Raw genomic sequence first — 26,228 nt, forward strand, 5'->3', positions numbered from 1 at the left:
AAATTATCTTATTAAGAGTATAACATACACCTTGACATCTTTTACGTGTTTTTCAGTTTTTCATGTATTTTCAATACGTAAGGAGTAATCCCCGATCTGTCTCGTGCCGCAGGCCGGTAACGGTCTAGAGAGCGGGGCAACACCATAACTTCACGAGGGGTCGCAGACCCCTCATGCATCCCATAACTTCTCGTTTTTGCGCGTAGCGCCATAAGCCCCCTGCCCGATGCCGCAAGGGTTGATTGCCGCTTGCACGGCGAACCGTCATGGGGTCAAGGGGCCTCCCGGCCCCTTGCGGGTCCGGGCGGCGCCCGGCCCGGTTTTTCAGCGCATCTTGGCGATGGCGGCGATTTCCACCGGGGCGTTGAGCGGCAGCACCGCCATGCCGACGGCGTTGCGGGTGTGGCGGCCGGGCTCGCCGAAGGCCTCGACGAGGAGGTCGGACGCGCCGTTGGCGACCTTCGGCTGGTCGAAGAAGGTGGGCGCGGAGGCGACGAACACATCGACGCGGACGATGCGCTCGATGCGGTCGAGGTTTCCGGCGCAGGCGGCGTCGAGCTTGGCGATCACCTGTAGCGCGGCGGTTTGTGCCGCCTTCACCCCGGCCTCGATGTCGAGTTCCGCCCCCAGGCGTCCGGTGGAGATCAGGCCGTTTTCGGTAAGCGGCAGTTGGCCGGAAAGATAGATCCATCCGTCCACCACGAGGAACGGCACGTAGTTGGCCACCGGCGCGGCGGAGGCGGGAAGTTTGAGACCCATCGCCGCGAGGCGGGACTTGACGGCATCGCTCATGCCAACATCTCCATACAAGGCTATGGCCGCATGTCCGCAGGTTCCGCCGGGATTGCGCAAAACGCAATTGGCGGCGGCGCGGCGTTGGGCCTATTGTGCTGTCGCCCCGCAGCGGGGCGTCGGTTCGTCTTCAAGCTTAGTGTCGGAGGCTCACGGTGAGCAAGCTCTCCCTGCCCAAAGAGAAAATCAAGGTGGTGCTGCTGGAAGGCATCCACGACAACGCGGTGCACGCCCTGGACGTCGCGGGCTACACCAACGTGGATTCCTATCCGGGCGCGCTGGACGACACCGCGCTGCGCGAGGCGATCGCCGATGCGCACATCGTCGGCATCCGCTCCCGCACGCGGCTGACCGCGCCGGTGATCGCCGCCGCGCCGAAGCTGATGGGCATCGGCTGCTTCTGCATCGGCACCAACCAGGTGGACCTGCGCGCCGCCAAGATGGCGGGGATTCCGGTATTCAACGCGCCCTATTCCAACACCCGCTCGGTGGCGGAACTGGTGCTGGGCGAGATGATCATGCTCTACCGCGGCGTGCCGGAGAAGACCACCGCGGCGCATGCGGGCCGCTGGCTGAAATCGGCGAAGGGCAGCCACGAGGTGCGCGGCAAGAAGCTCGGCATCGTCGGCTACGGCCACATCGGCTCGCAGTTGTCCATCCTCGCCGAGGCGCTGGGCCTGGAGGTGCAGTACTTCGACGTGGTCAACAAGCTGGCGCTGGGCAACGCCCGCGCCTGCCCCTCCCTGGAACAGCTGCTCGAGACCTCCGACATCGTCACCCTGCACGTGCCCGCGACCGAGCAGACCAAGGGGATGATCGGCCCCTCGCAGATCGGCGCGATGAAGAAAGGCGCGATCCTGATCAACGCCTCGCGCGGCAACGTGGTGGATATCGAGGCTCTGGCCGCGGCGCTTTCCTCCGGCGCGCTCTCCGGCGCGGCGATCGACGTCTTCCCGGCGGAACCGCCGAGCAACGATGCGGAATTCGTCTCCCCCCTGCGCGGCATGGCCAACGTCATCCTCACCCCGCACATCGGCGGCTCGACGCAGGAGGCGCAGGCCAACATCGGCACCGAGGTGGCGGACAAGCTGATCACCTATTCCGACAACGGCTCGACGCTGGGCGCGGTAAACTTCATGGAGGTGGCGCTGCCGGTGCAGGGCAGCGCGACGCGCTTCATGCACATCCACCGCAACGTGCCGGGCGTGATCTCGCGGATCAACGACATCTTCTCCGGCAAGGGGATCAACATCGCGGGCCAGTACCTGCGCACCGACGGCGAGATCGGCTACGTGGTGGTGGACGTGGAGGCGGACATCCGGCCCGGCATGGGCTTCCGCAAGGCGCTGGACGCCATCGACGGCACCATCCGCTCGCGCTTCCTGTTCTGAGGCCCTCCGGCCACGGCAAAACCGCCCGGGACGCGACCCGGGCGGTTTTTTTCATGCCTCAGGCGGCCTCCAGCAGCCGCGCCAGGGCCGCGCCGTCGCGCCGCGCCACGGCGCGGGCGTGGGCGGCGGCGGCCTCGGAGGCGGTTTCCCGCATCAGCCGCAGGGCGAACCCGGTAGAGACGGAAAGCCGCGCCAACGCATCGCGCAGGCGGCCGAGCGCCGCCTTGTCGGCGCGCTCCCAGCGTGCGCCGTCGATCACCCGGGCGAGACGCCAGTTCTGCGCCCGCGCCCGCGCCGCAAGGTCGCGGCCGCGTTCCCACTCGCCCGCCTCCGCCGCGTCGAGCACCGCGCTCCACTGCTCCAGGGCGGCACGGCAGAGCCGCCGCGCCGCAGCCTCCGAGCGGCCGGGCCACAGGCCCCACGCGGCGGCGACGCCGAAGGCCGCGCCGATGGAGATTTCCGCCAGGCGCAACAGCGCGGCGGCCAGCGCGCCGTGGCCGTCCGGCGCGGCGGACAGCACGATCACCGCAGCGATCGGCGCGGTGCGCCAGCCCTCCTTGACCGCCGCCACCCCGGCGGCGGCGGCAAGCACCAGGGCGAGCAACGGCACCTCCGGCACCTGCCAGGCACGCAGCAGCGCGCCGCCGCAGGCAAGCGCAGCGCCGATCAGGGTTCCGGCCATGCGGTCGGCCCCGGCGCGGGAGGCGGCCCCGGGCAGCGGGCGGCAGACGATCAGGGCGGAAAGCGCCGCCCAGTGCCCGGCGGGCAGGCCGAGCAGGCCGGAAACCGCATAGGCGGCGACGGCGGCAATCGCGGCGCGCAGCGGCGGCGCGGCGGCGGAGAGCGCCTCACGCGGCGTCATCGGCCCCTCCCGGCGCGGACAGCGCCGCGGCAAGGCGCTCCAGAAGCTCCGCCGCATCGGAGAGCATCGCCGCCTCCGCCGGTGAAAGGGTGCGCGCCACGGCATCGGACAGACGCTCCCGCCGTTCGCCGAGGTCGGCGGCGAGCGCCGCCGCCCCCGCTTCGGCAAGGCGGATGCGGCTCTTGCGGCGGTCGGCGGCGTCCGGAGAACGGCGGATCAGACCGCTTGCCTCCATCTCCGCCAGCAGACGGGTGAGCGATTGCGGCTGCACCCGCAGGGCGGCGGCGATCTCCGCCGCCGTGGGCGCGGCCCCGCGGCGCAGGCAGGCGAGCACCATCAGCTTCGTGCCGGGGAGCGCGCCGTCGCGCCGCGCCGCGCGCAGATCGCGCGACAGGCGCAGCAGAGCGCCGAGCAGGCGCGTGGAGAGATCGGAAGGATCGGGCGATGCGGTCATCATAATAAGATTAATCTTACTATTTTCCCCACGCGTCAAGACGGAAGCGGACGCCGGGTGAAAAAACCTCAGGTTGATTTCCTGCGCCGCCTGCCGACATCCAGACTCTGGGGAAGATCATCACAGGGAGGGGTTCATGTCCGATTGTCCATGCCTGCCGAAGTGCCCGTTCTTCAACGACCGCATGGTGGGAATGCCGACCATGGCGAACCAGCTCAAGGACAAGTTCTGCAAGGGCGACAATGCGGAGTGCGCCCGCTTCATGGTGTTCAGCAGCTTCGGCTCGGAACGGGTGCCGCCCACCCTCTTCCCCGGCCAGGTGGAACAGGCGAAACGCCTCATCGCCGCGGGCTAGGCACGCGTTGAAAACCAAAACCTTGCGAGGGGACTCGGTCCCCCCACTCCCCCCATAACTTTTTCGCCGCGTAGCGGCAGGCAACATCTCCCGTGGCGACCGCACGGGCTTATGGCGCTGCGCGCAAAAACCAAAGGAAGGTCTGGAGGGCCTGGGTCCTCCAGGCGGGGTGCGGGGCGGCAGCCCCGCCCTACGCGCAGTGAGCGGCGATCACCTTCAGGAACGCGTCGCCATAGCGCTCCAGCTTCGCCTGGCCGACGCCGGAGATGCCGAGCAGCGCCTCGCGGCTGTCCGGGCGCTCGCTGGCGAAGGCGACCAGCGTGGTGTCCGGGAACACCACATAGGGCGGCACCGCAAGCTCCCGGGCGATCGCGGTGCGCGCGGCGCGCAGCGCCTCGAACAGCTCCCCGTCCGCACCGTCCAGCATGGACCTGGCGGTCTCCGCACGCGCCGACGCGCTTTTCGCGGATTTTCCCGCCGCCGGGCGGTCCTTGCGGAAGAGCACCGTGCGTTCGTGGCGGAACACGGCGCGCGCCCCCGCCTCCAGCCGCAGCGCGCCGAACGCCGCGTGATCGACGCCGACCAGGCCCGCGGCGAGAAGCTGGCGGTAGATCGATTGCCAGGTCTTGGCGGGAATATCCTTTCCCGCGCCGAACACCGGCATCTCCGCATGGCCGAAACGGCTGGTCTTTTCGTTGACGTTGCCGACCAGCACGTCGATCAGGTGGCCCGCGCCGAAGCGCTCGCCGGTGCGGTAGACCGCGGCCAGGGCCTTGATCGCGGCTTCCGTGCCGTCCCAGGTCTCCACCGGCTTGAGGCAGGTGTCGCAGTTGCCGCAGGCGCCGGGGTGCGTCTCGCCGAAATACGAGAGGATCGCCTGCCGCCGGCAGCCGGGGGTTTCGCAGAGCGCGAGCAGGGCGTTGAGCTTGGCGCGCTCGACGCGTTTGACGCCTTCGTCCGAAGCCCCCTCGTCGATCATCCGGCTGCGCTGCACCACGTCGGCCATGCCGTAGACCATCCACGCTTCGGAGGGCAGGCCGTCGCGCCCGGCGCGCCCGGTTTCCTGATAGTAGGCCTCCACCGAGCCCGGCAGGTCGAGGTGCGCCACATAGCGGATGTTCGGCTTGTCGATGCCCATGCCGAAGGCGACGGTGGCGACCAGGCACAGCCCCTCCTCCTTGAGGAAGGCGTCCTGGTTGGCATCGCGACTGGCCCGGTCCATCCCCGCGTGATAGGGCAGCGCGCGCACCCCCTGTGCGTTCAGCCAGGCGGCGGTGTCGTCCACCTTGGCGCGCGACAGGCAGTAGACGATGCCGCTCGACCCCTGGTGCCGCGACAGGAATTGCAGAAGCTGGCGGCGCGGCTGGTCGCGCGCGGCGATCTCGTAGGAGATGTTCGGCCGGTCGAACGACGTGGAGAACACCCTGGCCGCGCCCAGGCCGAGCTGGTCGATGATGTCGGCGCGGGTGTGCGGGTCGGCGGTCGCGGTCAGGGCGATGCGCGGCACCCCCGGATAAAGTTCGGCAAGCTGTCCGAGTTCGCGGTATTCCGGGCGGAAGTCGTGCCCCCATTGCGACACGCAATGCGCCTCGTCGATGGCGAACAGCGCGACGCCGGTCCTGCCCAGCATCTCCTGGAAGCCGCGGGTGACGATGCGCTCGGGGGTGACGTAGAGCAGATCGAGGTCGCCCTGGGAAAGGGCGCGGCGCACCTCGGCGAATTCCTCGTAGGAGAGCGACGAGTTGAGCGCGGCGGCGCGCACGCCGCGCTGCCGCAGCGCCTCCACCTGGTCGCGCATCAGCGCGATCAGCGGCGAGACGACGACCCCCACGCCGTCGCGGATCAGCGCCGGAAGCTGGAAGCACAGCGACTTGCCGCCGCCGGTGGGGAACAGCACCACCGCATCGCCGCCCGCGATCACGTGGCCCACCACCTCCGCCTGCCTGCCGAGGAAGGCGGAATAGCCGTAGACCCGCTTGAGGAGGGCCAATGGATCTTTCAGGGGGGCTGCGCCGTTCTGAATCTGCTGCACGGAACCGCTTTCTTCGGGATCGTCCTTCAGGCGAAACCCGCCGCCCCGGAGAGGGCGGCGGGTTCACGCTGCGCTTGCGGGCCGGTTACGAGCAGCCGGTGGTGGAGCCGCAGGTATCGCACTTCAGGCAGGTGCCGTTGCGCACCAGGGTGAAGTTGCCGCACTCGGGGCAACTGTCGCCCTCGTAGCCCTTCATCCGCGCCTGCTGGATCTGCGCGACGCGCGAGGACGGCGGGGCGGAGGCGGAAACCGCCACCGTGGCCGCCGCGCCCGCGGTGACCGCCCCCGCGGTGACCGCGGTGGAGGACATCAGCGCGGCGGCGATGCCGTCGGTGCCGGTGGCCTGCAATCCGCCTTCCAGCACGCGCAGGTTGGCGCGCACGTCGGCCGGGATGGTGCCGCGCAGGTAGCCGGAGGAGGCCACCGCCTCCACCACCCGCTCCGCCGCCTTCTGCAGATCGGCCTGGGCCTCGCCCTGGCCGAGGCTGTCGTGGCGCAGGTCGTCGGCGTGCACGTGGGCGAGGTCGTCGCGCCCGAGGTAGGAGATGGCGAGCTCGCGGAACAGGTAGTCGAGGATCGAGGTCGCCATCTTGATCGCGTCGTTGCCCTGCACCGAACCCGAGGGCTCGAAGCGGGTGAAGGTGTAGGCCTCGACGAATTCCTCCAGCGGCACGCCGTACTGCAAGCCGATCGACACCGCGATGGCGAAGTTGTTCATCAGGCTGCGGAAGGCCGCACCCTCCTTGTGCATGTCGATGAAGATCTCGCCGAGGCGGCCGTCGTCGTATTCGCCGGTTCGCAGATAGACCTTGTGACCGCCCACCGTCGCCTTTTGCGTATAGCCCTTGCGGCGGGTCGGCAGCGCGGAACGGGTCGGGTCGGCGGCGACGATCTTCTCCACCACCTTCTCGACGATGCGCTCGGTGAGCACGACGGCCTGCTTCGCCGCCGGTTCGTCGGCGAGGTCGTCGATCAGGTCGTCGCCGAAGGAGGAGGACAGCGGCTGACAGAGCTTGGAGCCGTCGCGGTAGAGCGCATTGGCCTTCAGCCCCAGCATCCAGCTGTTGAGGTAGGCGGTGGTGCAGTCCTCCACCGTCGCGCCGTTGGGCATGTTGATGGTCTTGGAAATCGCGCCGGAGATGAACGGCTGCGCCGCCGCCATCATCTGGATGTGGGCGTCCGCCGAGAGGTAGCGGGTGCCGGTGCGGCCGCACGGGCTCGCGCAGTCGAACACCGCGAGGTGCTCGGGCTTCAGGCCCGGCGCGCCTTCCAGGGTGCCCGCGCCGCACACGTAGGTGTTGGCCGCGTCGATCTCCGCGGCGGAGAAGCCCAATCCGGCGAGCATGTTGTAGGAGACGTCGGCGAGGCGCGCCTCCGGCAGGCCGAGCGCGTCGCGGCAGAACTCCACGCCCAGGGTGTAGGGATTGAAGGCGTACTTGACGTCGAAGCAGTTGGCGAGGTTCTCCTCGATCTTCATCAAGGCGACGTCGGTGAAGCCCTTGGCCTTCAGGGTCTCGTGGTTGATCGCCGGAGCGCCGTTCAGGGTGCCGTAGCCCAGGGCGAAGCGCAGCATCGCCTCGGTCTCCGCCCCGTCATAGCCGAGGGAGGCCAGGGCCTCGGGCACCAGGCGGTTGATGATCTTGAAGTAGCCGCCGCCCACCAGCTTCTTGTACTTGACCAGGGCGAAGTCCGGCTCGATGCCGGTGGTGTCGCAATCCATCACCAGGCCGATGGTGCCGGTCGGCGCCAGCACCGAGACCTGGGCGTTGCGGAACCCGGCGGCCTCGCCGAGCGCCAGCGCGGCGTCCCAGGCGGCGCGGGCCGCCTCGGCGATGTCGGGCTGCGGGCAGTGGCGCGCATCCATCGGCACCGGCAGCACGTTCAGCTTCTCGTAGCCGTGGGTCTCGCCGTGCGCGGCGCGGCGGTGGTTGCGCACCACCCGCAGCATGTCGGCGGCGTTCTTTCCATAGCTCGGAAAGGCCCCCATCTCCTCGGCCATCTCGGCGGAGGTGCGGTAGGCCTCGCCGGTGAGGAGCGCGGTGATCGCGGCGGTGAGCGCGCGGCCCGCGTCGCCGTCGTAGGGCAGGCCGGAGGCCATGAGGAGGCCGCCGATGTTGGCGTAGCCGAGGCCGAGGGTGCGGAACTCGTAGGAACGCTTGGCGATCTCCTTGGAGGGGAACTGCGCCATCAGCACCGAGATTTCCAGGGTGACGGTCCACAGCCGCACCGCATGGGCGAACGCCGGAACGTCGAAGCTCTTGTCCTCGCGGCGGAAGGCGAGAAGGTTCAACGACGCGAGATTGCACGCCGTGTCGTCGAGGAACATGTACTCGGAGCACGGGTTGGAGGCGTTGATCCGCCCCGACTGCGGGCAGGTGTGCCAGGCGTTGATCGTGGTGTCGAACTGCAGGCCCGGGTCGGCGCACGACCACGCGGCATAGCCGATCTGCGCCCACAGGTCGCGCGCCTTCACCGAGCGCGCGGGCTTGCCGTCGGTGCGGCGGATCAGGGTCCAGTCGTCGTCGGCGGCCACCGACTTCAGGAAGGCGTCGGTGACGCGCACCGTGTTGTTGGAATTCTGGCCCGAAACGCTGGTATAGGCCTCGTTGTCGAAGTCGGTGTCGTAGACCGGCACCTCGATCTCGGTGAAGCCCTGCTTGGCGAACTGGATCGCCCGCTGGATGAAGTTCTCCGGCACCGCAACCCGGCGCGCCGCGAGAATCGCCTTCTTCAGAGCGGCGTTCTTGCGCGGGTCGAAGCGCGCCTCGCCCTCGGCCAGCGCCGCGCCGTCGCCCTCGCGGGTCGCCTTCATCACCGCGTTCAAGTGGGTGTTGACCAGGGTGGAGCCGGTGACCAGGCAGCCGACCTTCTGCTCCTCGTGGACCTTCCAGTTGATGAAGGTCTCGATGTCCGGGTGGTCGATGTCCACGATCACCATCTTCGCGGCGCGGCGGGTCGTGCCGCCGGACTTGATCGCCCCCGCGGCGCGGTCGCCGATCTTGAGGAAGCTCATCATGCCGGAGGACTTGCCGCCGCCGGAGAGGCTTTCGCCCTCGGCGCGCAGGCGCGAGAAATTGGTGCCGGTGCCGGAGCCGTACTTGAACAGCCGCGCCTCGCGCATCCACAGGTCCATGATGCCGCCGTCGTTGACCAGGTCGTCGGTCACCGACTGGATGAAGCAGGCATGCGGCTGCGGATGCTCGTAGGCGGAGTTGGAGCGCACCAGCTTGCCGCTCTTGAAATCGACGTAGTAGTGCCCCTGGCTCGGGCCGTCGATGCCATAGGCCCAGTGCATGCCGGTGTTGAACCACTGCGGCGAGTTGGGCGCCGCCATCTGGCGGCACAGCATGAAGCGCATCTCGTCGAAATAGGCCATGGCGTCGGCCTCGGAATCGAAGTAGCCGCCCTTCCAGCCCCAGTAGGCCCAGGTTCCGGCCATGCGGTCGAACACCTGCGTCGCCCGGGCCTCGGGGACGGTTTCGGCGGAGACGGCAAGGTCGGGCTCGGAGCGCCACAGCCACGCCGGAACGCCGTCCTCGGGCACGCGCTTCAGCGCCGCCGGCACGCCGGCCTTGCGGAAATACTTCTGCGCCAGAATGTCGCAGGCCACCTGCGACCAGTCGGCGGGCACCTCGATGTCCTGCAGGCTGAAGACGATCGAGCCGTCGGGTTTACGAATCTCGCTGCTGGTGTAGCGAAATGCGATGGACGCGTACGGGGAAACCCCTTCCTTGGTGAAATGCCGTTCGATCCGCATGGCCGCGCACCCCTTTTGAGACTATCCCGGCGCCGGCCCGCAACGGGGGCGCCGCAACATGATGGAAAAACCGAGAGGAGCGAAGACGCGCGAAAATGCAGCCGCGCCAAACCCTCGTCCCCTGTTCGAATCGAGCAACGGAGTCCAGCCGCGCAACGCCTTGTAGCGTATGGGGGACTCGCCAGCCGTGCCCCATATTTGGTGGTCACCGGCGGCAAGAACACAAGGTACTGCGTTGCCGCAGGAGCGGCAAGAGGAAATTACAACATTTGGTGTGATGGCGATCACGGCATACAATGGGATGTATACCAAAGGCCGAGCCGCGGCTCAGCCCGCATCCGCGCGTTGCGCCAGGGCAAGCTCCACGAAAGCGCGCACCGCGGGGTTGGCTTCCTCGGCGCGATAGGCCATCACCACCTCCGAAAGAGGCATGCCGCGCAACGCGCACGACACCAGATTGGGCAGGTCGGGCCGCCCCACCGAGGCGGGCGCCACCGCGATGCCCACCCCGGCGGAGACCAGGGACATCAGGGTGTTCATGTCGTTGGCCTGATGGATCGCCGAGGGAATCGCCCCCGCTCCGCGGATCGACTGGATCAACAGGTCGTGGAACCCCGGCGCGTTCTTGCGGGCGTAGACCAGCACCTCCTGGCCGTCGAGGTCGGCGAGTCCCGCCTCCGCCCGCGCCTCGAGCGGATGCCCGGCATGCAGGAACAGGCGGAACGGCTCGCGGTGCATCACCGCCATGACGATGCCGCGCGGCGGCGCGGCGGGCAGGCGGAAAAAGCCGATGTCGATCTCCCCGGCCTCCAGCATCGCGATCTGGTCGGCGGTAAGCGCGTGGCGCATCTCCAGCTCCACCTGGGGATAGCCCCGGCGGAACGCGGTGACCAGCGGCGGCACCACCGCCGCCGCGGCGGTGGAGATGAAGCCGATGCGCAGGCTGCCGATCTTCCCCGCCGCGGCCTGCCGGGCGCGGGCGGCGGCGCGTTCGAGCCCGGCCAGCACGATAGAAACCTCGTCGCGGAACACCGCGCCCGCGGCGGTGATCTCGGTCTTGCGGCGGTTGCGCGCAAACAGGCGCACCCCAAGCTCGTCCTCGAGGTTGCGGATCTGCAGGCTGAGCGCGGGCTGGGAGATGTGCACCCGCTCCGCCGCACGGCTGAAGTGCAGGCATTCGGCGACGGCGAGAAAGCTGCGCAACTGCGAAAGGTCCATGGGCGGTCTCCCGGGGCGCGGCGGATGAATCCCTGCTCGGTTATTTACCAGACAAATAACCGGATACGGAAATACAATTTCTCTTTCTCTCCACGTGCCCGCATCTTCTAAGAATTCCAAGCGTCCGTCCCCACGGCGGATGGGTGGAAGTTCCGGTCTTGACCCCCCGGAACACCCAAGCGGGACGATGCGGCGGCCGGACTATGGTGGACCTGCGGCCGCGTCTCCCCTCCGGTCGCGCCGACGTGAAACCAGGCGGTCCTTCCGCCCGCATGTTTCGCTCCCCATAAACGTCGGCGCGGCCGAACGCCTTTTCCCCACGCCGCCCCCACCCTATCTTGAGGGTCGAACCCCCGCGCCGCCTTTACGAACCGGCCCGCGGGTGGCATAGTCCGGTTCGCCGTCCCTTGCGCGCGGCGGTACGGCTTTGAGGAGTCTTGAGGACATGAATCTGGGCACGCGCCTGTACACCTGGCTGCGCGGCGAGTTCGTCGGCGAGGACACCTTCGGCAACCGCTACTACCGCGACCGCAAGACGGCGCGCGGCAACCGCGAGCGGCGCTGGGTGATGTTCAACGGCGAGCCGGAGGCGACCAAAGTGCCGCCGGAGTGGCACGCCTGGCTGCACCACACCACCGATGCGCCGCTGGAAGGCGCGCGCCACGCCTGGCAAAAGGTGCACCGGCCCAACCTGTCGGGCACCAAGTACGCCTACTTCCCGGCCGGACACGACCGCCGCGGCGGCAAGCGCGACAAGGCGACCGGCGACTACGAATCCTGGCGTCCCTCCTGACGGGGGGCGGCGCGAGGGGGGAAAGCGCACCATGAATTTCGGCGAACGCGAAGACATCGGCCTGGGCGCCCTGGTCTGCCTGATCGGGGCGGGCCTTCTCGCCTATCTGCACGGGCGCGAGGCGACGCCGGAAAGCCAGGCGGGCTATCCGCTCTATGCCGCCTTTCAGCGCAGCGACGGCCTGATGGAAGGGGCGCCGGTGCGTCTCTCCGGCATCGACGTGGGCAAGGTCGGCAATATGGAACTGCGCGACGGCTTCCGCGCCCTCGCCACCCTGCGCCTCGACGACGGCATCCGCGTGCCCACCGATTCCGCCGCGGTGATCCACACCGACGGCCTGTTCGGCGCGAAATACGTGGAAATCGAACCCGGCGGCGCCGCGGAGTTCCTCTCCGGCGGCGACGCCCTCTCCTTCACCCAGGACTCGCTCGTCGTCGAAGACCTGCTGGAACGCCTCGTCGCCATGGCGAAGTCGCAGCAGGCGAAATGCGCCGAGGCGCTCGCCGCCCCGCCGCGGCAGAAACCCGAAGAGCCCTCCGGCAAGGCCGCCCCGGCGCTGCTGGTGCCGACTGACAAAGGAAACTGAGAGCCATGCGCAAGCAGGTCATGGAAAGCATCATGGGCGCGGTGGTCCTGCTGGTCGCCGGCTACTTCCTGGTGTTCGCCTACACCAGCGCCCAGGTGCGCGAGGTGCAGGGCTACCACGTCCGCGCCAACTTCCTCAAGGTCGGCGGCCTGCGCGTCGGCTCCGACGTGCGCATCAGCGGCATCAAGGTCGGCTCGGTGATCGACCAGCGCCTCGACCAGGACACCTATGAGGCGGCGCTCACCCTCTCCATCCGTCCCGACGTCCGGCTCCCGGCGGATACGGTGGCCTCGATCGCCACCCAGGGCCTGATGGGCGACAAATACATCCGCCTCGAACCCGGCACGATGCAGGAGCGGCTGAAGAACGGCGACGTCTTGAAGAACACCCGCGACTTCAAATCCCTGGAAGACACGGTGGGCGAGTTCATCTTCCTCGCCACCGGCAGCAGCGGCGAGGAAGCCAAGCCGTGATCCGCCTCGCACCGGCTGCGCTCGCCCTCGGCACGGCGCTCTTCGCCCTCGCCCCGGCCCCCATCGAGGCCGCCACCAACATCGACACGCGGCTCGCCATCCTGCGCGGCCTGGACAAGATCACCGGGCGCATCACCACCATCACTGCGGTGGTCGGCGATACCGTGCGCTTCGGCTCGCTCGCCATCATCGTGCGCGCCTGCCGCACCCGCCCGCCGGAGGAAGCGCCGGAAAGCGCCGCCTTCCTCGACATCACCGAACTCAAACCCAGCCAGCCGCCGGCCGACGTGTTCCGCGGCTGGATGTTCGCCTCCAGCCCCGCGGTCTCCGCCATGGACCACCCGGTCTACGACGTCTGGGTGCTGGAATGCCGCGAGCCGCTGAAGCCGCGCGACGAACCCGCCAATCCCATCGAAACCGGCTGAGCTTCTTTCCCGGAAAAGAAAAAACTTTGCGAGGGGACTCGGTCCCCTCGCGCTCCCCATAACTTCTTATTTTTGCGCGTAGCGCCATAAGCCTGCGGCGGTTGCCCCGGGAGGCGTCGCCTGCCGCTGCGCGGCGAAAAACCAGTTGGGGAGCGCGAGGGGTCTTGGACCCCTCGTGAAGTTTTGGGTTTCCCCCTACGCGGCGAGCCAGGCGCGCAGGGCGGCGGAGACGTCGTTCGGCGCTTCGAGGGTGCAGAGGTGGCCGCAGTCGGGAATGATCGTGAGCTTTGCGCCGGGGATGCGTTCCGCCATTTCGGCGAGGCGGGGGGGCGGGGTGAGTTCGTCGGCGTCGCCGCCGATCACCGCGGTGGGGACCTTCACCTTGCGCAGGTCTTCGAGTCCGTCGGGGCGGTTGATGATCGCCGTCTGCTGGCGGATGAACACCTCCTTGCCGGTGCTCCAGGCCATATCGGTGATGACGCGGATGAGATCTGCGTCGTTCTGCCGTCCGGCGGAGATGAGGCGCGGCAGCAGGCGTTCGGTGACCGGGGTGAACCGCCCGGCGGAGGCGAGCGCGATGTAATCGCGGCGCTGCGCCGCCTGTTCCTCGCTGTCGGCGCGCGCGGTGGTGGAGAGGAGAGCGAGCCGCGTCACCCGTTCGGGGGCGCGGCGCATGATCTCCTGCGCCACATAGCCGCCCATGGAGATCCCGGCGAGGGCGAAGCGGTCCGGCGCTTCGCCGAGCACCGCCGCGGCCATGTCGCCGACGGAATCGGCGACCAGACTCGGCACCCAGCAGCGCGCCACGTCGGAGAGCGACGCCACTTGCGGCGCATAGAGCGCGGCGTTGCACAAGAGGCCGGGCAGAAGCACCGCTTCCTGGCGCATCGGGAAATCCTTTCGGTCAGCGGATCAGGGTCTTGGTGATGTCCTTGAACTCCGGCGTGCCGGAGCGGGAGAGCCACTCGAAGATCACCATCTCGATGGTCACCAGGTGGATTCCGGCCGCGGTGAAGCGCTGCTTGGCGGTCTCCTCGTCGAGGGCGAAGCGCGAGCCGCAGGCGTCCACGGCGACGAACACGTCGTAACCCTTGTCGCGCAGGTCGAGCGCCGTCTGCATCACGCAGACGTGCATCTCGATGCCCGCGATCACCACCTGGCGGCGGTCCAGCGCCTCGAACTTCCCGACGAAGGCGGGCTCGCCCATGCAGGAGAACGCGGTCTTGGCGATGTAGAGGTCCTCCTCCGGCACCGCTTCGCGCAGATCGATCATGGTGGGGCCGAGGCCCTTGGGATACTGCTCGGAGATCAGCACCGGCACCTCCAGGCGGGTGGCGGCGGCGGCGAGGCGGGCGGCGCCGTCGATGACCTTGCGGGGATCGGCCATCACCGGGGCCAGGCGCTCCTGCACGTCCACGACGACGAGGCAGGAGAGATCGGCGAAGATACGCATCGGGAAAGTCCTTTTCTGAGAAAAGTCTCGAAAACCAAGTGTCGGGACAGAGCGTCCGGCTTTCAAGACGATTTCACGCCAAGGAGGGTGTTTTTGCCGCACCTCGGTGGATTTCCCGCGTTTTCGCGCGTCACGCGTTGACATTCGGAGATTTCCGCCCGATGATCCCCGAACTTTTCGCGGTGTGCTCGGATGCTTTGTCCCGCATGCCCGAACGGCGTTTTCCGCGCAACAATTCAACGGATCATCGAACCACATGACGTTCGAAGAGCTTGGGCTTGAGCCCAACACCCTGAAGGCCATCGTCGAGATGGGCTACACTGACCCCACCCCGATTCAGGAACAGGCGATCGGCCTGATCCAGATGGGGCGCGATGTCATGGGCATCGCCCAGACCGGCACAGGAAAGACCGCCTCCTACACCCTGCCGATGATCGACATCCTGTCCAACGGCCGGGCGCGGGCGCGCATGCCGCGCTCCCTCATCCTCGCGCCGACGCGCGAGCTTGCCGCCCAGGTGTCGGAAAATTTCGAGCAGTACGGCAAGTACCACAAGCTTTCGATGGCGCTGCTCATCGGCGGCGAATCCTTCGGCGACCAGGAACGCGCGCTCGACCGCGGCGTGGACGTGCTGATCGCCACGCCGGGACGGATGATGGACCTGTTCGAACGCGGCCGCATCCTGCTGTCCGACGTCAAGATCCTGGTGATCGACGAGGCGGACCGCATGCTCGACATGGGCTTCATCCCCGATGTCGAAAAGATTCTCGGCTGGCTGCCGCCGCTGCGGCAGACGCTGCTCTTCTCCGCCACCATGGCGCCGGAGATCAAGCGCCTCGCCGACAAGTTCCTGTCCAATCCGAAGACGGTGAGCGTCGCGCCGCCCGCCTCCCCGGCCGAGCTGGTCACCCAGGCGATGGTGGTGGTGGAGGCGCACGCCAAGCGCGAGGCGCTGCGTGCCCTGATCCAGAACGAAGCGGTGGCCAACGCCTTCATCTTCTGCAACCGCAAGCGCGACGTCGCGGTGCTCTACCGCTCGCTCGAACGCCACGCCCTGCCCGCCGGGCAGTTGCACGGCGACATGCCGCAGTCGGCGCGCACCGAAACCCTGGACGCCTTCCGCCGGGGCGACATCAAGCTCCTCGTCTGTTCCGACGTGGCGGCGCGCGGCCTCGACATCGCCGACGTCTCCCACGTCTTCAACTTCGACGTGCCCAGCCATGCGGAAGACTACGTACACCGCATCGGCCGCACCGGCCGCGCCGGGCGCGAGGGCCGGGCGCTGACCATCGCGACGCCGGAGGATGCCCGCTACGTCGCGGCGATCCAGAAGCTGATCGGCAAGGAGATTCCGCAAGTCACCCTGGACGGCGCCGCGCCCCTGCCCCTGGCGGAACGGGAAGGCGGCCGCGGCGGACGCCGCGGCGGCAAGGGCCGCCCCGCCAAGGCGGAGCCGCGGGAGAAGACGGAACGGCAGGAAAGGACCGTCGAGCCGCGGGAGAAGACGGAACGGCGGGAAAGGACCGTCGAGCCGCGGGAGAAGACCGCGGAACCGCGGGAAAAGGCTGCGCCGAAGCCCCGCGCCGAACGCCCGGAAGCGGCGGAGCGCGCCGCGGCGAAGCGTCCCGCCCGGCGCGGCCGCGCGCCGCAGCCCGCCGACGAGGTCGAGGAGATGCCGCACGGCGACGACGTGCTCGCCTTCGGCGGCCACACGCCGAGCTTCCTGCTGCGCGACCCCTTCGCCAAATAGGGCGCGCCGCCCGGCGAAACGAAAGCCCCGCCCGGGCAACCGGACGGGGCTTTGTTTGTTCCCCCGCGGGCGCAGCCGCGGCGCACGACTCCGCCGCCCGGCGGCGCCTTCAGGGCGTCCCGGCGGACGGCGTGGGGAAAATCCGGGCGTCAGCCGTGGATCTTTTGGTATTTCGCGAGCAGTGCCTCCCGGGTCTCGACATGGTCGGGATCGGGCTGAATGGCATCGCCCGGACAGACCAGCGCGCACTGCGGCTCGTCATGGGCGCCGACGCATTCGGTGCACAGGTTGGGGTCGATCACGTAGGAATCCTTGCCGGGCGAGATCGCGCCGTTGGGGCATTCGGTTTCGCAGGAACCGCAGAAGACGCAGTCCTCAGTGATTTTCATAGCCATAACGAACATCCAGGATAATGCGGGAACCGCAGACTGTAAGGTGACCTACTCGTTTTAGCGCTTTGCCACCCCGAAGGGTAGGAAAAACCGCACGAACGCACCGACCGTAGACGATTTTCGCGCCGAACGGAAGAGCCGGGATGACCCGTTTTGCGGCATTCCGAAAACACACGGGACGGTGGCGATTCCCGCATAGACACATTTGTTCAAATCCGTTTAGAATCAATATTTGAACCAAGCCACGGGAGCAACGCGGCGCAACAAGACCGCGGGCTACGCAACACCGCTGTCCACCACGGCGGAACCAACGAGGAGGGCCGTGTCCGCTATCGGCACCTCTCCACGGCAGGAGAATCATGACGGAACAAACACTTTCCCTGGCCATGACCGGCTCCGGCGGAGCCGGCGTGATGACGGTCGGCCAGATTCTCGTAGACGCCGCAGCGATGTCCGGCTGGTACGGACTGATGCGGCGTTCCCTCGGTCCGCAAATCCGCGGCGGCGAATCCGCCGCGTTGCTGCGTTTCGGCACGACCCAAGTGGTCAGCCACGGCGATACCTTCGACGTGCTGCTCGCCTTCGACTGGGGCAACATCGCCCGTTTCGCCGCCGAGCTGCCTTTGCGGCCCGACAGCGTAGTCCTGTTCGACCCCGACCTCGGCGACGTGCCGGAGGCGATCGCCCGCTACGGGGCGCGCCAGGTGGCGGTGCCGCTGTCGGCCGCGGCGAAGTCGGCGCCCGGCGTCCGCCCCAACATGGTCGGCCTGGGCGTTGCGGCGCATCTGCTGTCGCTGTCGCCCGAGGACATGCGTCCGCAACTCGAAGCGGCGCTCGGCGACAAGGGCGCAGAGGTCGTCGCCTCCTCGATGCGCGGCCTCGAACTCGGCGCGGCGCTTGCCGCCGACCTGCCCGAGTCTACCTGGCCGGCGCGGCCGAAACCGGTGGCCAAGGGCAAACCCCGCTGGTCGATCACCGGCAACGAGGCCGCGGGCCTCGGCGCGGTGCGCGGCGGCATCCGCTTCGTCGCGGCCTACCCGATCACGCCCTCCACCGAGGTTCTCGAATGGCTCGCCCCCAACCTCGCCCGCATCGGCGGCGAACTGGTGCAGTGCGAGGACGAGCTCTGCTCGGTCAACATGGCGATCGGCGCCTCCTACGGCGGCGTTCCGGCGCTCACCGCCACCTCCGGCCCCGGCCTGTCGCTGATGATCGAGGGCCTGGGCATGGGCATCGGCGCGGAGATTCCGGTGACGGTGATCGACGTGCAGCGCGGCGGCCCGTCCACCGGCATTCCCACCAAGTCGGAACAGAGCGACTTCAACATCGCGGTCTACGGCCCGCACGGCGACGCGCCGCACATCGTCTGCGCGCCGACCTCGATTCCCGACTGCATGGGCACGGTGCAATGGGCGGTGGCCGCGGCCGAGGCGGCGCAGTGCCCGGCGATCGTGCTCTCCGACCAGAACATGGGCCAGTCCCGCGCCATCGTGGACCCGCCGCAACCCGGCGGCCCGTCGGCGGACCGCCGCATCGCCGCCCCGGCGGACGGCGAACCCTACAAGCGCTATGCGCTCACCAACGACGGCGTCTCGCCGATGGCGGTGCCCGGCGTCAAAGGCGGCGAATACACCGCCGATGGCCTGGCCCACAACGAGCGCGGCACCCCCTCGACCCAGGCGGCCGACCACCAGGCGCAGCTCGACAAGCGCCTGCGCAAGCTCGAAACCCTGGACTGCGACGGCATCTGGGCGGAGACCGAAGGCGACGGCCCGGTGGCGGTGATCGCGTTCGGCTCGCTGACCGAACCGGCGCGCGAGGCGGTGCGCCGCGCCAACGGCGCGGCGCGGCTGATCGGCGTGCGCGTGGTGTTGCCGTTGCAGCCCGAGAACATGGCCGCAGCGCTGAAAGGCGCGACCAAGGCGCTGATCGTCGAACAGAACCACAGCGCGCAGTTCGCCCACTTCCTGCGCGGGCACTACGACCTGCCGCCCGTCGTCGAAACCCTGCATCGTCCCGGTCCGCTGCCGATTCGTCCGGTGGAGATCGTCGCGGCGATCGAGTCCCTGAAAGAGGGAGCCACGCGATGAACCAGATCCCTCCCCTTCCCGACCTGGAGCCCGCGGACTACAAGTCCGACGTCACCCCGGTGTGGTGCCCCGGCTGCGGCCACTACGCGGTGCTCTCGGCGATCACCAAGGCCCTGGCGGAGTTGCACCTGGCGCGCGAGAACGTCGCCCTGATCTCCGGCATCGGCTGCTCCTCGCGGATTCCGGCCTACACCTCGGTCTACGGCTTCCACAGCATCCACGGCCGCGCCCTGCCGGTGGCCCAGGGGCTGAAGCTCGCCCGTCCGGACCTCACGGTGCTGTGCGCCGGCGGCGACGGCGACGGCTTCTCCATCGGCGGCAACCACTTCCTGCACGCCTGCCGCCGCAACATCAACCTCACCTACATCGTCATGGACAACTCGGTGTACGGCATGACCAAGGGTCAGGCCTCGCCGACCACCGAGGCGGACTGGACCGAATCCAAGCTCACCCCCGAGGGGCCGGGCGTGCCGCCGTTCCAGCCGCTGGACATCGCGCTCGCCGCGGGCGCGAGCCACGTGGTGCGTGCCTTCTCCGGCAAGGTGCAGCTCCTCACCAAGTACATCGTCGAGGCGATCGAACACCCCGGCTTCTCGTTCATCCAGGTGATCTCGCCGTGCGTCACCTACCGCCCGGAGATGCGGGCGCTGAAGGACCGGGTGCACGACGGCTTCGCCGAGACCTCGGCCAACCGGCTGGAGGCGCGCCGCCGCCTGCTGGACGACGACGGCTATTCCCTCGGCGTGCTGTTCAAGTCGGTGGAGCCGTCCTACACGCCGTGCCACCGCTCCGGCGACGGCGTCTCCGACCTGGAAAGGCAGTTCGCGCTATGAGCATCGACACCCTTCCTCTCTTCCTCGCCCATGCGATCCGCCTGGAGGAGGACTCCGCGATCAACTACGACGCCATGGCGGACGCGCTGGAAGTCCACGGCAAAAGCCCGGTCGCCCGCCTCTTCCGCAAGATGGCGCACTACTCGCGCCTGCACCTGGCGGAGGCGGAGGGCCGCGCCGCCGGGCTCGACCTGCCGCGGCTGAAAACCTGGGAATACCAGTGGCCCGGCGACGACAGCCCGGAAAACGCCCCGGCGGACGAATCCGACTACGCGATGAACGAACGCGACGCCCTCATCCTCGCCCTCAAGGGCGAGAAGGGGGCGCTCGCCTTCTACGCCTCGGTGATGGAAACCTCCGGCGACACAGGCGTGGCCGATCTCGCCAAGGAATTCGTCGAGGAAGAGAGCGAGCACGTCTCCATCCTCGAGGACTGGCTGGCCCGCGCGCCGGAGACCGGACGCTTCGAAGACCTGGACCCGCCGATCGCCATCGGCTAGGGTTTCCCTTGTTGCACCATTCCCGGCGCGCCGCTTGAGGCGCGCCGGTTCTATTGGAGAAGGCTTCCGTCATGCTCGGCGCCGTCACACTGCTGCTGTCCTGCCAGCTTGCCGGAGAAATTCTCGTCCGCCTCGTCGATGCGCCCCTGCCCGGCCCGGTGCTCGGCATGGTCTTCCTCTTCCTCATCCTGCTCGCCCGCGGCCACGTGGCCGAGCCGCTGGACCGCGTCACCGGCACCCTGCTCGACCACCTCTCCCTGCTGTTCGTCCCCGCGGGCGTCGGCGTCATCCGCTATGCGCGGCAGATCGAGGAGCAGTGGCTGGCGATCTCGGTGTCGCTGATCGCCGGAACGGTGATCGCCATCGCGGTCACCGCGTGGATCGCGGCGCGCCTGATGCCGCCCGAACACGAACACGAACACGGAGACGCGCCATGAGCGACCCTGCGATCTCCGGGCTTTGGGTCTACCTCGCCTCCGCGCCGCTGTTCTGGCTGACCCTCACTCTGATCGCCTATCAGGCGCTCAACCGGCTGTTCGTGCGCTGCGGCCGCATGCCGCTGTTGAATCCGGTGCTGTGGAGCATCGCGCTGCTCGCCGGGCTGCTCGCCGCCACCGGCACCGGCTACGACAGCTATTTCGCCGGCGCGCAGTTCATCCACTTCCTGCTCGGCCCCGCCACCGTGGCGCTCGCCGTGCCGCTCTACCGCCAGTTCGCCCAGGTGCGCCGCTCGCTCACCGCGCTCGGCCTCGCGCTGCCGCTCGGCAGCATCGCGGCGGCGGCGGCGGCGGTGTGGATCGCCGGGCTGCTCGGGGCCGACCTGCAAACCCTGGTGTCGCTGTCGCCGAAGTCGGTGACCACGCCGATCGCCATGGGGATCTCCGAGAAGCTGGGCGGCGTGCCGTCGCTGACCGCGGTGTTCGTCATCCTCACCGGGGTGATCGGCGCGGTCGCCGCCTCCACGATCTTCCGCATTCTGCGCATCACCGACCAGCGCGCCATGGGCTTCGCCCTCGGCCTCGCCGCGCACGGCCTCGGCACCGCGCGCGCCTTCCAGTTCGGCGAGACGGCGGGCGCCTTCGCGGGCATGGCGATCGGCCTCAACGGCCTGGCCACCGCGGTGCTGCTGCCGGTCCTGTTGCCCATCCTGCTCGCGCCGTTCGTATAAGGTATCCCGATGAGCATCTCCGGCCTGCCCCTGGAGGGCGCCTTCGCCCCCACCCGCAACCTCGGCCTCGCGGCCTCGGCGGTGGTGTTCCTGCACGGCTACGGCGCGTCCGGCGACGACCTCATCGACTGCGCCGATGCGCTCTCCGCCAGCCTGCCCGACACCGTGTTCTACGCCCCCGACGCGCCGGAACCGTGCGAGATCTCGGCGTTCGGCTGCCAGTGGTTCAGCATGGAGGACTACGACCCCGAGGCGGCGCGCCGCGACCCGCACGCCCTGCCAAGAGTGTTGGAAACCTTCTACGACGGCGTGCGCGCGTCCGCGCCGATCCTGGACGCATACCTGGACGCGGTGATGACCCGCCACGGCCTGACGCCCGCGCGCGTCGCGCTGGTCGGCTTCTCCCAGGGCACGATGATGGCGCTGCACGTCGGCCTGCGCCGCGCCCCCGCCTTCGCCGGGATCGTCGGCTTCTCCGGCGCGCTCGCCGGGGAGAGCCGCCTCCCGGCCGAGATCGCCGCCCGCCCGCCGGTGCTGTTGATCCACGGCGACGCCGACCCGGTGGTCCCCTTCGCCGCGATGGGCCACGCCGCGCACGCGCTGACCGCCGCGGGGGTGGAGGTGCGCGCGCACGCCTGCCGCGGCATCGGCCACGGCATCGACGACCACGGCCTGTTCTTCGCCCGCGACTTCCTGTTCCACCGCCTGGGCGCGCCGTCATGACCCGCGACGTCCGCCGTTCCACCCTGATCGGCGCCACCGCCATCCTGATGTTCTCCGGCCTCGGCCTGCTTTCCGTGGCGAGCGGCCCGGTCCCGCCGTTCCAGATGGTGGCGATGGCGTTCACCATCGCCTTTCTCATCGGGCTGATCCTGCCCGCGCTGCGCGGACGATCGCTCCTGCGCGCGCTGCGCCAGCCGCCGCGGGTGTGGGCGCTCGGCATCTACGGCCTGTTCGGCTACCACTTCGCCTACTTCACCGCGGTGCAGAACGCCCCGCCGGTGGACGCCAACCTGATCAACTACCTGTGGCCGCTGCTCATCGTGGTGTTTTCCGCGCTGCTGCCGGGCGAGCGGCTGCGCTGGTTCCACCTCGCGGGCGCGCTGCTCGGCCTCGCCGGGAGCGCGACGCTGATCCTCGGGGCGGAACGCGGCGCGGCGGGCGGCTCGGCGCTCGGCTACGGCGCGGCGGTGGCCGCGGCGCTGCTGTGGTCCAGCTATTCGGTGATGAGCCGCAAGGTCGGCCAGGTGCCCACCGATGCGGTGGGCGGCTTCTGCGGCGCGACCGCGGTGCTCGCCGCGGCCTGCCACTTCGCGCTGGAGGCCACGGTGGTCCCCGATGCGCTCGGCTGGCTGGGAATTCTCGGCATGGGGCTGGGGCCGGTGGGGCTCGCCTTCTTCACCTGGGATCACGGGGTGAAGCACGGCGACATCCAGGTGCTCGGCGCGATGGCCTACGCCACGCCGCTGCTCTCCACGGTGTGGATGATTGTCGCGGGCTATGGCGAGGCGACGCCGCGCATCGGGGCCGCCTGCGCCCTCATCGTCGGCGGGGCGTGTCTGGCGACGCGGGATTTCTGGTACCGTCCCCGCCGCCGAACCCCAGATGCCGCAGCATAGCGCGCCAGTTGCACGCGATGTGCAGCACCGTGGCGGGCATCGCCGCCCAGCTCGCATAAAGGTGGATATCCCGCAGGGTATGGCGCATCGACGACGCGCCGCCGCGGCCATAGCCGCCGCCGCTGCCGGGGGGATAACCCAGCCACAACCACACGCCGGTCACCGCCAAAACCAGAGTGGCGGCGAGAAGCACCAGGGCCACCGGCCGTTTCCAGCGATACATCCCCCCTCCTTCCCGGCGGAATGGCGCGCCGCCCCCGGCGCGCCCCGCCGTTGTTCATGTTCAGCGCACCGGCATGCCGGTGACGCGGCTGATCTCGACCACGTTCACCAGGGAGTTATCCTTGGTGACGATCTGCACCTCATAGGATTTGTCCTTGGTTTCGGTGACTTTGCCAACCTTCAGGTTGTCGTTGCCCAGCCGGATGAGATGCGCCTGGGCGAGAACCCGCACCTGATCGGCGGAAAGCTCGCGCTTGGCGTCGAAGCGCCCGCCGATGATTCCCCAGCCGTGATGCGGCCGCTGCCAGCCCGCGCCTTCGCCCATCATGCCGGGGCCACGGCCGCCGCGCATGCCGTACCCCGGGCCATAGCCCATGCCGGGACCGGGGCAGTTGACGCCGTAGGCCGGGGCCGAACCGGCATCGTCCGCGTCGGCGAAAGCGGCGGTCGAAACCGCGGCGCCGCCCATGGTCAACGCACCCACCACTGCAAGCGTTTTGAGCATCGTGTTCATCGTCGTCTCCTTGACTTCGGTTCATCCTCGCGGAACGGGTCCCTCCCGTTCCATGACTGCGATTGAACACCCAAGGCGTCGCAGGAGTTCGCCATGCCAAGGCGAAAAGTGTCGCGGTTTATGGCAAAGCGCGGGGCTGATACATTTGGATACGATTTTTTTCGCCCTTTGCCGTGAAGCCCGCCTATTTTGAAACTGGAAACCGCTGCACACGGGCCATCATGAGCGAGAAGACCCCGCATATCCTGGTCGTAGACGACAACGCGGAGATCCGCGACCTGTTGAGCAAATACCTGGTGCGCAACGGCCTGCGCGCCGCCACCGCGGCGAGCGGCGCCGAGGCGCGCAAGGTGCTTTCCTCCGCCGCCATCGACCTCATCGTGCTCGACATCATGATGCCGGGCGAGGATGGCCTTTCGGTCTGCCGCTACGTGCGCGAGACCATGGAAACGCCGGTGATCCTGCTCACCGCGGTGGCGGAGGATACCGACCGCATCATCGGCCTGGAGATGGGGGCCGACGACTACCTGACCAAACCGTTCAACCCGCGCGAGCTTCTGGCGCGGATCAAGGCGGTGCTGCGCCGCGCCAACAGCCTGCCGCACGGAACCGCCACCGAGGCGACGGAAGAGGCGATCGTGCGCTTCGGCGACTGGCGGCTGCGCACCGACCGCCGCGAACTGGAGGATTCCGGCGGCAAGGTGATCTCGCTCTCCACCGCCGAATTCGCGCTGATCAAGGCGTTCACCGACCACCCGCGCATGGTGCTCTCCCGCGACCAGCTTCTCGACCTCACCCAGGGCCGCGCCGCCAACGTCTTCGACCGCAGCATCGACAACCAGGTGAGCCGCCTGCGCAAGAAGATCGAACCCGACCCGAAGAATCCGACCCTGATCAAAACCGTCTGGGGCGGCGGCTACATGCTGAGCGCCGCGGTCGAGCGCGGCGCCAAGGCGCGGTGAGCGGCATGCGCCTGCGCCTTTTTCCCCACAGCCTGACCGGACAGTTGATCCTGCTCCTGCTCGCCGCGCTGGCGGTGGCGCAGGGCGTCGCCTTCCAGGTGGTGCACGACGAGCGCAAGATCGCGCAGCGCACGGTGTTCAAGTCGCAGGTGCTGGAGCGCATCGCCGCGGCGGGACGCCTCATCGTCGATTCGCCCACCGAGTTGCGGCCGCAGATTCTGCGCGCCCTGCAAACCGAGGACCTGCGCTTCTGGATCGCCGCGACGCCGCTTCTCCCCGCCTTGAAGGTCGAGGATTCCGAATCCCTGCGCATCCAGCGCCGCCTCGCCGCCCTGCTGCCCGAGGGCGGCAGCGAACTGCGCCTGCGCATCCAGACCGAAACCCCGCCGCAGGAGGCCTTCCAGCCGCCGATGCTGCCGCGCGGCACGATGATGCCGCCCCTGCCCGCGCCGCGCGGCTTCGCCGAGCCGGACGAAGACGACCGCACCTTCCGCGGCCGCGCCTCATGGCGGCGCTGCATCGACCCGTCCACCGGCGTCCTCGACATGACCTGCATGCACCGCTGGCGCGAGCGCCGCGTCGATGGGCAGCGCAACCCCTTCATCATCGCCGCGGCAGCGTCGCTGCACCTGCCGGACGGGCTGTGGCTCAATGCCGAGACCAGTCTCGACATGCCGCCGCTCGGATGGGCATGGCCGTCGCTCCTGGCCTTCGGGCTGTCGGCGGGGCTGATCACCCTGGTGGTGATGGGCTCGGTGCGCCGCATCACCCGGCCGATGGTGCGCCTCGCCAACGCCGCGGAGAGCCTGGGCCGCGGCGAGGCGGTGGCCGACCTGCCGGTGACCGGGCCGGAGACCCTGCGCGCCACCACCCTCGCCTTCAACCTGATGAACCGCCGCCTGCAACGCTACGTCAGCGACCGCATGAAGTTCCTCGCCGCGGTCTCCCACGACCTGCGCACGCCGCTCACCTCGCTGCGCCTGCGCTCCGAGTTCATCGACGACGAGGAGACCCGCACCCGCATGCTCGCCACGCTGGACGAAATGGGCCAGATGGTCGATGCGGTGCTCGCCTTCATGCGCGAGGACACCAAGAGCGAGCCCACCGAGCGGGTGGACATCGCCTCCCTGGTGGAGAGCGTCTGCGACGACTTCTCCGACCTCGGCCTGCCGGTGGAGGCGGCCCCGCCCGGCGCGCTGCCCGACCTCAACTGCCGCCCGCTTTCGATCAAGCGGGCGCTGCGCAACCTCATCGACAACGCGGTGAAATACGGCGCGCACGCCCGCGTCTCGGTGGAGGCGGCGGGCAAGACGGTGTTCATCCACATCGACGACGACGGTCCGGGCCTGACGGACGCCGACATCGACCGGGTGTTCGACCCGTTCGTCCGCCTGGAATCCTCGCGCAACCGCGAGACCGGCGGCGTCGGCCTCGGGCTTTCCATCGCACGCTCCATCGCGCAGAGCCACGGCGGCGGCATCGAGGCGAAAAACCGCCCCGAGGGCGGCCTGCGGATGAGCCTGCACCTGCCGATCTGAAGCGGTCCGCCCTTGAACTGCGGCGTATAAGTCCCTTCATTGAGGGGAC

27 protein-coding genes are annotated in these 26,228 nt (G+C 68.9%); 16 read left to right on the forward strand and 11 right to left on the reverse strand.

What is annotated here, in order from left to right; all coding sequences use genetic code 11:
* Positions 1-324 precede the first annotated feature (324 nt).
* Positions 325-792, reverse strand: coding sequence for a RidA family protein (locus O7R11_RS09535; RefSeq protein WP_337997277.1), 468 nt, complete (start codon positions 790-792; stop codon positions 325-327).
* 155 nt (positions 793-947) lie between these two features.
* On the opposite strand from O7R11_RS09535, the gene serA reads away from it, so the two are divergent.
* Positions 948-2,183, forward strand: a complete 1,236-nt coding sequence (gene serA, locus O7R11_RS09540) for a phosphoglycerate dehydrogenase (RefSeq protein WP_337997278.1) — start codon at positions 948-950, stop codon at positions 2,181-2,183.
* A gap of 58 nt (positions 2,184-2,241) precedes the next feature.
* Here the strand turns inward: serA and O7R11_RS09545 are convergent, their stop codons facing one another.
* On the reverse strand, positions 2,242-3,045 hold the full coding sequence (locus O7R11_RS09545; RefSeq protein WP_337997279.1) for an FUSC family protein: 804 nt from the start codon (positions 3,043-3,045) through the stop codon (positions 2,242-2,244).
* On the reverse strand, positions 3,032-3,502 hold the full coding sequence (locus O7R11_RS09550) for a MarR family winged helix-turn-helix transcriptional regulator (RefSeq protein WP_337997280.1): 471 nt from the start codon (positions 3,500-3,502) through the stop codon (positions 3,032-3,034). The genes O7R11_RS09545 and O7R11_RS09550 overlap by 14 nt, the downstream gene beginning before the upstream one ends.
* Positions 3,503-3,635: 133 nt before the next feature.
* Between O7R11_RS09550 and O7R11_RS09555 the strand changes: the two genes are divergently transcribed.
* Positions 3,636-3,854, forward strand: a complete 219-nt coding sequence (locus O7R11_RS09555; RefSeq protein WP_337997281.1) for a hypothetical protein — start codon at positions 3,636-3,638, stop codon at positions 3,852-3,854.
* 190 nt (positions 3,855-4,044) lie between these two features.
* Here the strand turns inward: O7R11_RS09555 and recQ are convergent, their stop codons facing one another.
* The 3 genes from recQ to O7R11_RS09570 form a co-directional block, all read right to left on the reverse strand.
* Positions 4,045-5,886: a DNA helicase RecQ gene (gene recQ, locus O7R11_RS09560; protein ID WP_337997282.1), complete on the reverse strand. Its 1,842-nt coding sequence runs from the start codon at positions 5,884-5,886 to the stop codon at positions 4,045-4,047.
* Positions 5,887-5,971: 85 nt separating this feature from the next.
* On the reverse strand, positions 5,972-9,643 hold the full coding sequence (locus O7R11_RS09565) for a vitamin B12-dependent ribonucleotide reductase (protein ID WP_337997283.1): 3,672 nt from the start codon (positions 9,641-9,643) through the stop codon (positions 5,972-5,974).
* A 327-nt stretch (positions 9,644-9,970) separates the two neighbouring features.
* Positions 9,971-10,861, reverse strand: coding sequence for a LysR family transcriptional regulator (locus O7R11_RS09570; RefSeq protein ID WP_337997284.1), 891 nt, complete (start codon positions 10,859-10,861; stop codon positions 9,971-9,973).
* A gap of 445 nt (positions 10,862-11,306) precedes the next feature.
* On the opposite strand from O7R11_RS09570, the gene O7R11_RS09575 reads away from it, so the two are divergent.
* The 4 genes from O7R11_RS09575 to O7R11_RS09590 are packed head-to-tail and all read left to right on the forward strand — an operon-like array spanning position 11,307 to position 13,138.
* On the forward strand, positions 11,307-11,654 hold the full coding sequence (locus tag O7R11_RS09575; protein ID WP_337997285.1) for an NADH:ubiquinone oxidoreductase subunit NDUFA12: 348 nt from the start codon (positions 11,307-11,309) through the stop codon (positions 11,652-11,654).
* 31 nt (positions 11,655-11,685) lie between these two features.
* Positions 11,686-12,240, forward strand: coding sequence for an MlaD family protein (locus O7R11_RS09580; RefSeq protein ID WP_337997286.1), 555 nt, complete (start codon positions 11,686-11,688; stop codon positions 12,238-12,240).
* 5 nt (positions 12,241-12,245) lie between these two features.
* Positions 12,246-12,713 carry an outer membrane lipid asymmetry maintenance protein MlaD gene (gene mlaD, locus O7R11_RS09585; protein WP_337997287.1) on the forward strand — a complete coding sequence of 156 codons (468 nt, stop codon included), beginning with the start codon at positions 12,246-12,248 and terminating at the stop codon, positions 12,711-12,713.
* A complete protein-coding gene (locus tag O7R11_RS09590; RefSeq protein WP_337997288.1) occupies positions 12,710-13,138 on the forward strand; it encodes a DUF2155 domain-containing protein in 429 nt (142 codons plus the stop codon). The genes mlaD and O7R11_RS09590 overlap by 4 nt, the downstream gene beginning before the upstream one ends.
* 195 nt (positions 13,139-13,333) lie before the next feature.
* Here O7R11_RS09590 and O7R11_RS09595 read toward each other — a convergent pair whose 3' ends face one another.
* Entirely contained in the window at positions 13,334-14,026 is a 693-nt protein-coding gene (locus O7R11_RS09595) for an alpha/beta fold hydrolase (protein ID WP_337997289.1), read from the reverse strand.
* 16 nt (positions 14,027-14,042) lie between these two features.
* Complete coding sequence (locus O7R11_RS09600; protein WP_337997290.1) at positions 14,043-14,591, reverse strand: isochorismatase family protein; 549 nt, start codon at positions 14,589-14,591, stop codon at positions 14,043-14,045.
* 256 nt (positions 14,592-14,847) lie between these two features.
* Between O7R11_RS09600 and O7R11_RS09605 the strand changes: the two genes are divergently transcribed.
* Positions 14,848-16,341 (forward strand): DEAD/DEAH box helicase, encoded by a 1,494-nt coding sequence (locus tag O7R11_RS09605; protein ID WP_337997291.1) that lies wholly within the window; start codon positions 14,848-14,850, stop codon positions 16,339-16,341.
* Between the two features lie 149 nt (positions 16,342-16,490).
* On the opposite strand, the gene O7R11_RS09610 is transcribed toward O7R11_RS09605, so the two are convergent.
* Positions 16,491-16,736 carry a YfhL family 4Fe-4S dicluster ferredoxin gene (locus tag O7R11_RS09610; RefSeq protein ID WP_337997292.1) on the reverse strand — a complete coding sequence of 82 codons (246 nt, stop codon included), beginning with the start codon at positions 16,734-16,736 and terminating at the stop codon, positions 16,491-16,493.
* A 356-nt stretch (positions 16,737-17,092) separates the two neighbouring features.
* Between O7R11_RS09610 and O7R11_RS09615 the strand changes: the two genes are divergently transcribed.
* The 7 genes from O7R11_RS09615 (at position 17,093) to yddG (ending at position 22,943) form a co-directional block, all read left to right on the forward strand.
* Positions 17,093-18,823: a 2-oxoacid:acceptor oxidoreductase subunit alpha gene (locus O7R11_RS09615; RefSeq protein ID WP_337997293.1), complete on the forward strand. Its 1,731-nt coding sequence runs from the start codon at positions 17,093-17,095 to the stop codon at positions 18,821-18,823.
* Entirely contained in the window at positions 18,820-19,656 is an 837-nt protein-coding gene (locus O7R11_RS09620) for a 2-oxoacid:ferredoxin oxidoreductase subunit beta (RefSeq protein WP_337997294.1), read from the forward strand. Before O7R11_RS09615 ends, O7R11_RS09620 begins: the two co-directional genes overlap by 4 nt.
* On the forward strand, positions 19,653-20,156 hold the full coding sequence (locus O7R11_RS09625) for a ferritin-like domain-containing protein (RefSeq protein WP_337997295.1): 504 nt from the start codon (positions 19,653-19,655) through the stop codon (positions 20,154-20,156). Before O7R11_RS09620 ends, O7R11_RS09625 begins: the two co-directional genes overlap by 4 nt.
* Before the next feature lie 71 nt (positions 20,157-20,227).
* Positions 20,228-20,593: a CidA/LrgA family protein gene (locus O7R11_RS09630; protein ID WP_337997296.1), complete on the forward strand. Its 366-nt coding sequence runs from the start codon at positions 20,228-20,230 to the stop codon at positions 20,591-20,593.
* Positions 20,590-21,324, forward strand: a complete 735-nt coding sequence (locus tag O7R11_RS09635; protein ID WP_337997297.1) for an LrgB family protein — start codon at positions 20,590-20,592, stop codon at positions 21,322-21,324. The genes O7R11_RS09630 and O7R11_RS09635 overlap by 4 nt, the downstream gene beginning before the upstream one ends.
* A 9-nt stretch (positions 21,325-21,333) precedes the next feature.
* On the forward strand, positions 21,334-22,047 hold the full coding sequence (locus tag O7R11_RS09640; RefSeq protein WP_337997298.1) for an alpha/beta hydrolase: 714 nt from the start codon (positions 21,334-21,336) through the stop codon (positions 22,045-22,047).
* On the forward strand, positions 22,044-22,943 hold the full coding sequence (gene yddG, locus O7R11_RS09645; protein WP_337997299.1) for an aromatic amino acid exporter YddG: 900 nt from the start codon (positions 22,044-22,046) through the stop codon (positions 22,941-22,943). Before O7R11_RS09640 ends, yddG begins: the two co-directional genes overlap by 4 nt.
* On the opposite strand, the gene O7R11_RS14965 is transcribed toward yddG, so the two are convergent.
* The gene (locus O7R11_RS14965; protein WP_420792983.1) at positions 22,864-23,166 is read right to left on the reverse strand and encodes a DUF4405 domain-containing protein; all 303 of its coding nucleotides are present in this window, start codon (positions 23,164-23,166) and stop codon (positions 22,864-22,866) included. The genes yddG and O7R11_RS14965 overlap by 80 nt on opposite strands.
* A gap of 60 nt (positions 23,167-23,226) precedes the next feature.
* The gene (locus O7R11_RS09650) at positions 23,227-23,679 is read right to left on the reverse strand and encodes a hypothetical protein (protein ID WP_337997300.1); all 453 of its coding nucleotides are present in this window, start codon (positions 23,677-23,679) and stop codon (positions 23,227-23,229) included.
* Between the two features lie 221 nt (positions 23,680-23,900).
* Here O7R11_RS09650 and O7R11_RS09655 point away from each other — a divergent pair, with 221 nt between their 5' ends.
* Together O7R11_RS09655 and O7R11_RS09660 are read left to right on the forward strand one after the other, a co-directional pair.
* Positions 23,901-24,641, forward strand: coding sequence for a response regulator (locus O7R11_RS09655; RefSeq protein ID WP_337997301.1), 741 nt, complete (start codon positions 23,901-23,903; stop codon positions 24,639-24,641).
* 5 nt (positions 24,642-24,646) lie between these two features.
* Positions 24,647-26,179: an ATP-binding protein gene (locus O7R11_RS09660; protein WP_337997302.1), complete on the forward strand. Its 1,533-nt coding sequence runs from the start codon at positions 24,647-24,649 to the stop codon at positions 26,177-26,179.
* The last annotated feature ends 49 nt before the right edge of the window (positions 26,180-26,228 follow it).

The organism is Oleispirillum naphthae, assembly GCA_027864655.1.
In the GTDB taxonomy this organism is placed as follows: domain Bacteria; phylum Pseudomonadota; class Alphaproteobacteria; order Rhodospirillales; family Rhodospirillaceae; genus Oleispirillum; species Oleispirillum naphthae.

What these genes read in the sequence shown, in the direction of transcription:
- O7R11_RS09535 (WP_337997277.1), bottom strand. Translation starts at nt 792, where the DNA reads ATGAGCGATGCCGTCAAGTCCCGCCTCGCGGCGATGGGTCTCAAACTT.
- O7R11_RS09545 (WP_337997279.1), bottom strand. Translation starts at nt 3,045, where the DNA reads ATGACGCCGCGTGAGGCGCTCTCCGCCGCCGCGCCGCCGCTGCGCGCC.
- O7R11_RS09550 (WP_337997280.1), bottom strand. Translation starts at nt 3,502, where the DNA reads ATGATGACCGCATCGCCCGATCCTTCCGATCTCTCCACGCGCCTGCTC.
- O7R11_RS09555 (WP_337997281.1), top strand. Translation starts at nt 3,636, where the DNA reads ATGTCCGATTGTCCATGCCTGCCGAAGTGCCCGTTCTTCAACGACCGC.
- O7R11_RS09565 (WP_337997283.1), bottom strand. Translation starts at nt 9,643, where the DNA reads ATGCGGATCGAACGGCATTTCACCAAGGAAGGGGTTTCCCCGTACGCG.
- O7R11_RS09570 (WP_337997284.1), bottom strand. Translation starts at nt 10,861, where the DNA reads ATGGACCTTTCGCAGTTGCGCAGCTTTCTCGCCGTCGCCGAATGCCTG.
- O7R11_RS09575 (WP_337997285.1), top strand. Translation starts at nt 11,307, where the DNA reads ATGAATCTGGGCACGCGCCTGTACACCTGGCTGCGCGGCGAGTTCGTC.
- O7R11_RS09580 (WP_337997286.1), top strand. Translation starts at nt 11,686, where the DNA reads ATGAATTTCGGCGAACGCGAAGACATCGGCCTGGGCGCCCTGGTCTGC.
- mlaD (WP_337997287.1), top strand. Translation starts at nt 12,246, where the DNA reads ATGCGCAAGCAGGTCATGGAAAGCATCATGGGCGCGGTGGTCCTGCTG.
- O7R11_RS09595 (WP_337997289.1), bottom strand. Translation starts at nt 14,026, where the DNA reads ATGCGCCAGGAAGCGGTGCTTCTGCCCGGCCTCTTGTGCAACGCCGCG.
- O7R11_RS09600 (WP_337997290.1), bottom strand. Translation starts at nt 14,591, where the DNA reads ATGCGTATCTTCGCCGATCTCTCCTGCCTCGTCGTCGTGGACGTGCAG.
- O7R11_RS09605 (WP_337997291.1), top strand. Translation starts at nt 14,848, where the DNA reads ATGACGTTCGAAGAGCTTGGGCTTGAGCCCAACACCCTGAAGGCCATC.
- O7R11_RS09610 (WP_337997292.1), bottom strand. Translation starts at nt 16,736, where the DNA reads ATGGCTATGAAAATCACTGAGGACTGCGTCTTCTGCGGTTCCTGCGAA.
- O7R11_RS09615 (WP_337997293.1), top strand. Translation starts at nt 17,093, where the DNA reads ATGACGGAACAAACACTTTCCCTGGCCATGACCGGCTCCGGCGGAGCC.
- O7R11_RS09620 (WP_337997294.1), top strand. Translation starts at nt 18,820, where the DNA reads ATGAACCAGATCCCTCCCCTTCCCGACCTGGAGCCCGCGGACTACAAG.
- O7R11_RS09625 (WP_337997295.1), top strand. Translation starts at nt 19,653, where the DNA reads ATGAGCATCGACACCCTTCCTCTCTTCCTCGCCCATGCGATCCGCCTG.
- O7R11_RS09630 (WP_337997296.1), top strand. Translation starts at nt 20,228, where the DNA reads ATGCTCGGCGCCGTCACACTGCTGCTGTCCTGCCAGCTTGCCGGAGAA.
- O7R11_RS09635 (WP_337997297.1), top strand. Translation starts at nt 20,590, where the DNA reads ATGAGCGACCCTGCGATCTCCGGGCTTTGGGTCTACCTCGCCTCCGCG.
- O7R11_RS09640 (WP_337997298.1), top strand. Translation starts at nt 21,334, where the DNA reads ATGAGCATCTCCGGCCTGCCCCTGGAGGGCGCCTTCGCCCCCACCCGC.
- yddG (WP_337997299.1), top strand. Translation starts at nt 22,044, where the DNA reads ATGACCCGCGACGTCCGCCGTTCCACCCTGATCGGCGCCACCGCCATC.
- O7R11_RS14965 (WP_420792983.1), bottom strand. Translation starts at nt 23,166, where the DNA reads ATGTATCGCTGGAAACGGCCGGTGGCCCTGGTGCTTCTCGCCGCCACT.
- O7R11_RS09650 (WP_337997300.1), bottom strand. Translation starts at nt 23,679, where the DNA reads ATGAACACGATGCTCAAAACGCTTGCAGTGGTGGGTGCGTTGACCATG.
- O7R11_RS09655 (WP_337997301.1), top strand. Translation starts at nt 23,901, where the DNA reads ATGAGCGAGAAGACCCCGCATATCCTGGTCGTAGACGACAACGCGGAG.
- O7R11_RS09660 (WP_337997302.1), top strand. Translation starts at nt 24,647, where the DNA reads ATGCGCCTGCGCCTTTTTCCCCACAGCCTGACCGGACAGTTGATCCTG.